This window comes from Pseudoalteromonas rubra, from assembly GCF_005887095.1.
Taxonomy (GTDB): domain Bacteria; phylum Pseudomonadota; class Gammaproteobacteria; order Enterobacterales; family Alteromonadaceae; genus Pseudoalteromonas; species Pseudoalteromonas rubra_E.
Genome location: NZ_PNCI01000003.1, coordinates 20,453 through 29,636, shown reverse-complemented (window position 1 = coordinate 29,636; position 9,184 = coordinate 20,453). Strand labels below are relative to the sequence as shown.

Annotated in this window: 9 protein-coding genes; 7 read left to right on the top strand and 2 right to left on the bottom strand. The window is 45.5% G+C overall.

Going from position 1 to position 9,184, the window contains the following annotated elements; translation table 11 throughout:
- The first annotated feature begins 51 nt into the window (after positions 1–51).
- The 7 genes from CWB99_RS01675 to CWB99_RS01645 all read left to right on the top strand — a co-directional run bounded on the left by CWB99_RS01675 (position 52) and on the right by CWB99_RS01645 (position 7,407).
- The gene (locus CWB99_RS01675; protein WP_138550907.1) at positions 52–1,005 is read left to right on the top strand and encodes a TauD/TfdA family dioxygenase; all 954 of its coding nucleotides are present in this window, start codon (positions 52–54) and stop codon (positions 1,003–1,005) included.
- Positions 1,006–1,078: 73 nt separating this feature from the next.
- Positions 1,079–2,446, top strand: a complete 1,368-nt coding sequence (locus CWB99_RS01670; protein ID WP_138550908.1) for a serine hydrolase domain-containing protein — start codon at positions 1,079–1,081, stop codon at positions 2,444–2,446.
- An 899-nt stretch (positions 2,447–3,345) separates the two neighbouring features.
- On the top strand, positions 3,346–3,906 hold the full coding sequence (locus tag CWB99_RS01665; RefSeq protein WP_138543464.1) for a YcjF family protein: 561 nt from the start codon (positions 3,346–3,348) through the stop codon (positions 3,904–3,906).
- A 93-nt stretch (positions 3,907–3,999) separates the two neighbouring features.
- On the top strand, positions 4,000–4,179 hold the full coding sequence (locus CWB99_RS01660; RefSeq protein ID WP_054017216.1) for a hypothetical protein: 180 nt from the start codon (positions 4,000–4,002) through the stop codon (positions 4,177–4,179).
- A gap of 191 nt (positions 4,180–4,370) precedes the next feature.
- Positions 4,371–6,032, top strand: a complete 1,662-nt coding sequence (locus CWB99_RS01655) for a cyclic peptide export ABC transporter (protein WP_138550909.1) — start codon at positions 4,371–4,373, stop codon at positions 6,030–6,032.
- Positions 6,029–7,189 (top strand): prohibitin family protein, encoded by a 1,161-nt coding sequence (locus tag CWB99_RS01650; protein WP_138550910.1) that lies wholly within the window; start codon positions 6,029–6,031, stop codon positions 7,187–7,189. The genes CWB99_RS01655 and CWB99_RS01650 overlap by 4 nt, the downstream gene beginning before the upstream one ends.
- 2 nt (positions 7,190–7,191) lie before the next feature.
- Positions 7,192–7,407, top strand: coding sequence for a hypothetical protein (locus CWB99_RS01645; RefSeq protein ID WP_138550911.1), 216 nt, complete (start codon positions 7,192–7,194; stop codon positions 7,405–7,407).
- A gap of 51 nt (positions 7,408–7,458) precedes the next feature.
- On the opposite strand, the gene CWB99_RS01640 is transcribed toward CWB99_RS01645, so the two are convergent.
- Together CWB99_RS01640 and CWB99_RS01635 are read right to left on the bottom strand one after the other, a co-directional pair.
- Positions 7,459–7,638, bottom strand: coding sequence for a hypothetical protein (locus tag CWB99_RS01640; RefSeq protein WP_138550912.1), 180 nt, complete (start codon positions 7,636–7,638; stop codon positions 7,459–7,461).
- Between the two features lie 934 nt (positions 7,639–8,572).
- The gene (locus CWB99_RS01635) at positions 8,573–8,929 is read right to left on the bottom strand and encodes a hypothetical protein (protein ID WP_138550913.1); all 357 of its coding nucleotides are present in this window, start codon (positions 8,927–8,929) and stop codon (positions 8,573–8,575) included.
- Between the last annotated feature and the right edge of the window lie 255 nt (positions 8,930–9,184).

Sequence of the window (9,184 nt, the reverse complement as noted above, 5' to 3'; positions counted from 1 at the left end):
AAATTACGATGTAAATTTTACTTGTTACCTTACTTAAAGGATGGGAATAAAATGGATCAGTTACTATCACCAGACATGGATTTAAATTCCGCCGATACAGATCAACGGATCCATGATCTCTCAGGACAAAAGCAAAGCGGTCTTGCCTGGGTTAAGGCGAATGTTAAGGAAATTAATGCCTGGGTTGACCGCGATGGGTTTGCGCTGTTGCGTGGCCTCAACATTGTTAGCACCAACCAGTTCAGCACCATTTTGGAAACGATTTTTGGCGAGCCGCTCAGTCAATATATTTATCGCTCTTCGCCTCGCACTGCACTGCGCAACAACATTTATACCACCACGGAATATCACGCCGATCAGGTGATCCTGCAACACAATGAAAATGCCTACTCCAATTGCTGGCCAATGCGGATGGGCTTTTTCTGCGTTGTTCCCGCTAAAACGGGAGGTGATACCCCGCTTGCAGATAGCCGGGAAGTGTATAAGCGACTGCCTGATGACCTGAAAGCGCGGTTTGAAGAGCGCGGCATTATGTATGTACGCAATTACGGTGACATAGATTTGCCCTGGCAGGAAGTGTTTCAGACCAGTGATCGCGATGAAGTAGAGGCGTATTGCTGGAAAAACGACATTCAGTGCGAGTGGTTTGACGATGGCAGGTTACAGACCCGGCAGTTCAGACCTGCGGTTATGACACATCCGCAAACCGGCGAAAAGGTCTGGTTCAATCAGGCGCATTTATTCCATTGCTCTGCGGTAGACAATGAAATGCCCGACAGCATTGGAACAGATTACTTGCCTCGCAACGCCTATTACGGTGACGGTAGTGAGATTGCCAGAGAAGACATAGATGTCATCAATGATGTCTACCGTGCGCTCACTTTTTCTTACCCCTGGCAGCGCAACGACATTTTGCTGCTAGACAACATGCTATTCACACATGGCCGTCAGGCTTATACGGGTACCCGCAAGGTACTGGTGGGAATGGCAAAAGCGGCGCGTTAATGAGCGCCACCTGGGGTTTGTTAGTGGTGATGAGGTTGGCAAACAAAGTGGTCAAAATTGAGGAATCCATACAATGAACTGGTTATACCCTTCAAGACTCAAGATCATGGTGATGTGTTTGATCAGCCTGATCCTGGCATCGTGTCTGCAAAACAAAAGTTCGGCAAAAGACACAACTATCACGGCATCGCAACTGGAAATGATAGATGTATCCGTTAAACAGTATTGCGACGCTATGGTGTTTTTCGGGACTATCTATATTACTTCCGTGGACAAAGTGGTTTATGAGTACCACTGTGGCCCACAAAACATGCAATACAACGTGGACAACACGGTTAAGTCTAAGTACCGCATTGGTTCAAATACCAAAGCATTTGCTGCTGCTATCCTGATGCGCATGTTAGAGGGTAAGGACCTCAGAGTCGAAACTGTTGGTGACTATCTGCCTTGGTACCCTAAAAACCAGTGCGCAGACGTAACTTTGCACAACCTGCTGGCGATGTCGTCGGGGATCCCTAACTACAGTGACAACGAAGAAGTGTATAACAACTGGGGCTGGCGTCCTTACTTGTATGACGAAACGCTCAACCTGAATGGTCCGGAAGGGTTTGGTAACCGCTTTTGTACATGTGATGAGCAAGGGGGGCAGCCTTCTTTTACTCAGGGAAGCAAATACGAATACAGTAACTGTAACTACTATCTGGTTGGCAACATCATTGAGCAGCTAGCGGCGGGTACACAAGGGGATATCGACCGCAGTTTCTGGTTCAGCAACATCCTAAAAGAACAGATCCTGGATCCGCTGGATATGAGTGACAGTGGCTCGTTTAGTGCCATTGGCATTTATTCTGATATGACAACAGGTTATATCTACAAAGACAACCAATACCTGCCACTGGCCAACGGCCGCCCGCCAGCAACCGGTGGTCCGGCACCCTATCAGGATATCCTGGTTAATCCATACAGTAACCCTTTGGTGCTGTACTCGGCCGGTGATATGTACTCCACCGTTGAAGATATGCACAAGTGGGATCAGGGTTTATATACCAACAAAATCCTTAATGAAGCTCAGAAGTTGGCTGCATTCGCGCCTTATTCAAATACCGGCAGCTCAAGCTCGTGTGAATACTACGGATATGGTTGGTTTGTCACCTATATCGACCCCAATCAGTACGGCAAAGTCGCAGACTGTCCCGATGACCCCAGCGAAACAAATCTCAGAAAATACGAGAAATTTTTACAATATTCGGGCAGTTACCCTTACTCATGGGTGACCAGCTTTAATCGCCTGCTGGAGCGGGATCAGAACGTGATGGTGTTCAGCAACTATGTGAAAACCGGCACTGAGTCGGACTGTATCGCAGAAGAAATTCGCAACATTATTTTCTATAGCGACAAGCACCGCACCGAGGCATGTCAGACAGTATTGGATGAAGCGTAAAAGTGCGAGCAACACAGGTGTTTATCGGTTCAAGGCCGGGGTGGCAAACCAGCCACCCCGTAACAACACCTTTGTCACCCTTCAACAACTCCGTTGTCATCCCGCACTTGATGCGGGATCTACTGACAAACAACACGGTTGTTGGGTAGTTAGCGGTACGAGTGAAGAATGAATGGTTCCCGGCTCGTTGGCCGGGATGACGGATTTAGGGCTATTAGCAACAACTCCGTTGTCATCCCGCACTTGATGCGGGAGCTACTCACAGACAACACGGTTGTTGGGTAGATGGCGGTACGAGTGAAGAATTTGTGGTTCCCGGCTCGTTGGCCGGGATGACGGATTTAGGGCTATTAACAACAACTCCGTTGTCATCCCGCACTTGATGCGGGATCTACAGACAGGCAACACGGTTGTTGGGTAGATGGCGGTACCAGTCAAGAATGAATGGTTCCCGGCTCGTTGGCCGGGGGGACGGGGTTTGATGCTGGTGTGTAGAGACATACTGTTACTCGACAGCAACTCCGTTGTCATCCCGCACTTGATGCGGGATCTACTCACAGACAACACGGTTGTTGGGTAGATGGCGGTACCAGTCAAGAATGAATGGTTCCCGGCTCGTTGGCCGGGATGACGGGCTCTGATACCGGTATGTAGGGGCGTTGCGTTATTTGGCTGCAACGAGCCTGGTAGAAATAAAAAATATACTCGCGGTGAGTTTAGGCATTGTAACGGCCTATCCACTGCATTTTTAAGCATTTACTTGCTGTGTTTTAGGACATGGAAAGTGAAAAAGGGCAAGTTAGGGTCTAGGCTTTACCTGACTTGGTGGGTTTAACAACTGTTTATGCCAACTGAGTTTTCAACGACGTTGGTACAATTCCAATCATAGAGGAAAAAACATGACAGCGACAAAAACAGCGAAGGATGACAAGGCAACAACTGCTGCTGAAGCTGCTGCAAAGCAGGATACAGTCAGTGTTGAAGCTGAGAATCGCGAAGCCGTAGCGCGCATTATTGTCGATAAGTACACCAAATGGTCTTTCGGTACGGGTCTTATTCCAGTACCTGCGATTGATTTGGTGGCGTTAACTGGGGTGCAAATCAAGATGATCAGTGAGATCGCCAAGGTTTACGGCCAGTCATACAGCGACAATAAAATCCGCGGAACGGTTAGTGCGGTGATTGGCGGCTCATTCCCACAATCTTTGGGCGGTGCTGGACTGAGTAGTTTCTTAAAGTCAGTACCAATCATTGGCACGCTTAGCGCAATCGCATTTATGCCTGTGGTATCTGCTGCTTCTACAAATGCAGTCGGCTCCACATTTATTCGACACTTTGAAAATGGCGGTACTTTGCTAGATCTGAATCTGGCAAGTATTAAGGGAGACATCTCTGAAATTGCAGCAAAGTATCGTAAAGATAAAGGCAACAGCACTCAAGAGAATCAAGCTGCAGTGTAGTTGAGACGCTAAATCTTAAATAAACCAGCAGTTTACTGTTGGTTTATTTTCGTTTGTTAAATCGAACTGTAAAGCAGTTCATAGGAGCGAAAAATGTTAGTTACTTTGTATCTGGTGTTGTGTGTACTTTCGGGCTACTGGGGACGTAACACGTTTGCAGGTCCGGTGGGATTCTTTTTAATTGGCCTGTTCTTTACGCCTTTAGTCAGTTTGTTAGTGCTGCTACTGGCACAATCACGCCTGGTTGAACCGAAAGAAGTAGAGGAAGAATAGTAGAAAACAATCGCATTGCCAGCAGTCATTACTTGATTGCGATTGAAAAACAGGCAAGCTAAAAAACAGAGGAAGCAGATCCTCAAGATAAGATAACAAGGATTGCAGTTTTTTGCTGCGTCGTAGCGCTCAGTATTCTGACCAATGGCAGACTTTCAGGCCATTGGTAACACAATGAAAAGACAATAAAAATGGTATTATACGATTTAATAAGTCGAAACATTAAAATTAAGAAAAGGACCTTTGTATTACTCGGTTGTATCTCTGGCCTGGCGAATGCACTGGTGCTTGCTCTCATCAACAACGTGGCAGAAAATATTTCTGATATCCACAAAGAAAACTTTATCTTTTACTACCTGATCCTGTTCACGCTGACAGTCTTGATCTACGGGTTGACGCAACAAAGAGTTATGACCAAGGCTGCAAAAATGGTAGAAAAAGCCATCGACAAGTTGCGGGTCGAGCTATTTGAATCTGTAAGGCATACCGAGCTATCAACTCTGGAGAAAATTGGTAAAGAACGTATTTTTAACACCCTGAGTAAAGAATTGCAGACCATTTCTCACTCTGCGCAGCTGTTTGTGATCATCGGCCAGTCAATAAGCCTGGTGTTTTTTACGTCTTTATATATTGCTTATCATTCAGTTGCAGCATTCCTGGTGCTTGGCGTGTTGATTACCATGGGTGGTTTTATTCATCGCTTCAGATCTGATGAGATCCAGCGCAACATGCAGCAAGCGTTTCAGAGCGAAAATCAGCTTATTCAGCGCCTGTCTGACCTGCTTGACGGTTTTAAGGAAGTAAAACTGAGCACACCAAGAGCAGATGACCTGGAGCATGAGTTTGCCATGTCCTCGGGCAAAGCTCGACGCGCGCAAACCGTCACCAAAACCTTATTTGCTACCGACTTTGTGCTATCGCAAATTACTTTTTTTGCCGCGACCGGTGCGATGGTGTTCTTTGTTCCCGTGTTATCCGATGTTTATCCGGAAGTGGTGATAAAAGTCACCACCGCATCACTGTTTTTAATTGGCCCGATCACCAGTATTGTGGGCGGTATTCCGATCTTCACCACAGCCACGGAGGCGGCACAAAACGTGCTGGCGCTTGAGGCCGACCTCAAGCAAGAACAGGCTGAATCAGTAGCACGACGCAATCATCAGGTAACCCAAATTGACAGTTTCGACGAACTGCGGCTGGAAGGTGCTTATTATCAGCACAATCGCAAGCCAGGTGACAGACCCTTCTTTGTTGGGCCCGTTGATCTGACCGTGAAAAAGGGGCAAATCACCTTTATCACCGGTGGTAACGGTAGCGGTAAAACCACATTTATTCGTATGCTGACCGGTTTGTATGAACTTCAGGCCGGGCAGATATTCCTTGATGGACAAGCAATCAGCGACGCTGAACGAGAAAGCTTCCGCAGCATATTCACATCGGTGTTTGCGGATTTTCACCTGTTCAAACAGCTATATGGCATCCGCGCAACCTCTCAGGAGGAAATTGACGAGTGGCTGGCCTTTTTAGAAATGAACACTAAGGTCAGTGTTGTGGACGGTGAGTTTAGCACCATAGAGCTTTCTTCCGGGCAAAGAAAACGCCTGGCGTTACTGAGCACCATATTGGAAAACCGGCCTATCTATATCTTTGATGAATGGGCGGCGGATCAGGACCCGATATTCAGAAAGAAATTCTATGAACAAGTGCTGCCCAGATTAAAGGCTCGGGGCAATACGGTAATTGCAATTACGCATGACGACGCCTATTTCCATCTGGCGGACGTACATTTGAAGATGGTAGAAGGACAACTAATGGAACATCATGAAGTAGAAACTGATGGAGTGCCGTCATGAACATAATTTTACCGCCCGATTTAATGTTGATGGCACTGGCGGGTATTTGCCTGCTGATCCTTATCGCCAACCTGGTAATGCGAGGCCTCAGGCGCTATAAACCCAGCTGGCGTAAACGTATATTATCCTGGCGTTTCAGAGCTGGCCTGACTTTACTGATCTGTTTGTTCTTAATTGTGGCACTGGTACCTTTCATCTTTGTCAGAGTGGATTCGGGTGAGGTGGCTGTATTGTGGAAACGCTTCGGTGGAGGTACCTACCTTGACCAGCACTTTAGTGAGGGTACTGTGTTGGTCATGCCCTGGGACAAACTGATTATTTACAACGGGCGCTTTCAGACTGCGCATGAAAACATTGACGCAATTACCAATGAAGGGTTGAGGATCACATTAAATGTCACCGTGAGATATCGGCCTGTTATCAACCATGTCCCCTATCTGCATCAACTAGTGGGGCCTAAATATCTTGAAGAAATGGTCTTGCCTGAAGTGGCATCAGCGGTGCGTATGATCGTTTCACGTTATCGTGCTGAGCAAGTATATAGCCATCAGCGGATCCAAGTACAAAAAGAGCTCCTGCAGGAAGTATTACACGAACTGCATCTTCAGGAAGAAACCATTTTGGAGCAGAGCGGAAAGCTCAAAGACGGGCACACATTAGTCAATCTGGACGATATGTTGATAAAACGAGTGGATGTGCCGGATAAGGTGCATGAAGCCATCATCTCTAAAGTTAACCAAAGCTATCTGAACGAAGAATATGCGATGCGTCTGGAAGTTGCGAAGAAAGAAGCGCTGAGAAAGAAAACAGAAGCGCAGGGGATCGCAGACTTTCAGGAAACGGTTGCTGGTGGTATTTCAGAAACCTATCTCAGGTGGCGTGGTATTGAAGCCACAATTGAACTGGCGAAATCAAACAACAGTAAAGTTGTGGTTATCGGCAGCGGAAAAGATGGTTTACCCTTGATCCTTAATACCGAAAGCAGCCTAAGTGGGCCTGTCCCGACGGTAGGGCAAGATGCCTCTACTGTAGTAATGGCTGAGGAGACAACCTTACCCCAGCCCGAGCACTCTAAAAGCGCCATAAAACCCGGCGAGCCAATGAGTTCGCACCATATGAGTTCAATAAAATCGGGTGAGCCTTTGAATAAGCACTAATTGTGAAGAAATTAGCACTCAAAAAATCAAACATTAAAAACCTGTCAAATAACGCACAAATGCAAATGGATGCAACGCCTGATGCAATACGCCCCGTCATAGTGATGGGGCGTTTTTGGTTAGGTATTCTATTAAATAGCATTCAGAGTGAAAACGGCATTGTAAAGGGGCTTTACAATGAAAAAAGCGCCAGTAGCGCTTTAGAAACTAAAAAATAATGAATAACTTGTCAAAAGGCGCACAAGATGTGCCTTCGCTGGTGCCTGTGCTTAAAGTGGCATGTTACAAGTGTATACCTGAACATAAGTGTGCCACGGGCAACCTTTGTTTACTTTGGTGGGTGGAAATACGATATCACCGCCACCGGCAATTTGTGGTGTCTGTTCTAAGCCAACCGTTTTACTGCCAGATAAGTTTTTGAATTTCTTTTTATTTAAACTTAGCTTCATTTTTATCTCCTTATGATAGTTTCGGCAAGGTGCCGTCAATACTTATGTCATACTGAGAAATATTTGTAAATATTTTGAGTTAATTAGATTTTTTGCTCTGCTTTTAAGTGTTGGACAAAAAGTAGACTGGTAGCCAGGGCAGACTGGAGTTCGAGCGGTATCAGGGCTATCAGAGAGCCCTGAATATAAGTTGCATTAACGCGGAATGCAGGTGTTCAGAGGATAATAAGAGAAATAGGGACAACCTTGCTGTACTCTGGTGGGAGGTATTGCGCTAGCGCCACCTGCGATCATTGGCGTTTGTTCTTGGGTGACAGTCTTTTTGTCACATAAGTTTTTAAGGTTCTTTTTGCTTAGATGTAATTTCATATATATTTCCTTTTTTACATGTTGAATATCAAGGTTATTTTTTACACAAAATGTGTTGGGTGTAAATTGAAAGAAATTAATGTGTAATTTATCTGAGTTGTCTGGTGCTATGTCGCTGTCTACCGCAAAGAGAGATAGGTGACTGCTGTTGGTAATATGTTTTCACCCCCAGAGCGCAGTTATTGTCGTGGCGTAGACATAAGGTTTTCACGCATCCATATTTTGTTCTTATTTATTGGTTAATCTTTCGGGACGGTCTAAGGGAATACTGTCTGATTATAATTCGACCTCTGTTGTCTGGTAATCCTCATGGTGAAGTTGCTCTGTGTTATTCCAAATGGGATTACTTCTCGCGTTTATTGCCAGATGACAAGGTACTGATGATTTGTATCAATACCGTATTGACGGATGAAACATGGTAATTAGCTACAGTCTCTGGTCAGGGTAGCCTGAAAAGGTGGTCAGAGTGAAACGGCTGTAATGAGAGTACTTGTATTAAGGCACACTGGATGTGCCTTTCTTATAAACTAAATCAGACAATGTAACACCCACCACATAAATGTGTTTATTGTTTAATTAGCTTAATTCCAATAGCATAAGCTGTAAGTTCATGAGCCGCTGAGTTTTCACTGGCTGTTGTAGATACAATCCATGATTGCTGTGTTTCTATATCTGGATACGAGGCTGTAATCAGCGCTGAGTTATTAATCTTTAAGTCAACACCGCCACCTACGACAACCCAGTCATGTGGAATAGTGAGTCTGGCAGTTTGGCTGCTTTTTGTACTACTCAGTGTGTGTTTCCATACTTGCATGTGAATGCGTTTGGAGCCATCTACGTCATTATAGACTGCAGTAGCAGCTTGTACGTGTGTGCTTCCTGCCAGCAAAGTGGCAGAGACCATTAGCAATTTGTAATTCATTATATATGCTCCATTTTCATAGGTTGTCCTTGTTATAATGGGTTTTTTCTAATTCAATCCACTACCTATGTGTGGGGGTTTTGGGTTATGACTCATTGCCATTTTTTGATGCCTCCCTGTTCAGGGAGTGGTGTGCAAGGCATGTAACGAGTAGCCTGCATAAGAAACACAAAGGCGCTGTTTCCTAGAATTCGTACTGCTTTGTAATCAGTATTCAGGTAAATAAACCATCAGTGAGAAGTCATTCCTTGAGCG

What these genes read in the sequence shown, in the direction of transcription:
- CWB99_RS01675 (WP_138550907.1), top strand. Translation starts at nt 52, where the DNA reads ATGGATCAGTTACTATCACCAGACATGGATTTAAATTCCGCCGATACA.
- CWB99_RS01670 (WP_138550908.1), top strand. Translation starts at nt 1,079, where the DNA reads ATGAACTGGTTATACCCTTCAAGACTCAAGATCATGGTGATGTGTTTG.
- CWB99_RS01665 (WP_138543464.1), top strand. Translation starts at nt 3,346, where the DNA reads ATGACAGCGACAAAAACAGCGAAGGATGACAAGGCAACAACTGCTGCT.
- CWB99_RS01660 (WP_054017216.1), top strand. Translation starts at nt 4,000, where the DNA reads ATGTTAGTTACTTTGTATCTGGTGTTGTGTGTACTTTCGGGCTACTGG.
- CWB99_RS01655 (WP_138550909.1), top strand. Translation starts at nt 4,371, where the DNA reads ATGGTATTATACGATTTAATAAGTCGAAACATTAAAATTAAGAAAAGG.
- CWB99_RS01650 (WP_138550910.1), top strand. Translation starts at nt 6,029, where the DNA reads ATGAACATAATTTTACCGCCCGATTTAATGTTGATGGCACTGGCGGGT.
- CWB99_RS01640 (WP_138550912.1), bottom strand. Translation starts at nt 7,638, where the DNA reads ATGAAGCTAAGTTTAAATAAAAAGAAATTCAAAAACTTATCTGGCAGT.
- CWB99_RS01635 (WP_138550913.1), bottom strand. Translation starts at nt 8,929, where the DNA reads ATGAATTACAAATTGCTAATGGTCTCTGCCACTTTGCTGGCAGGAAGC.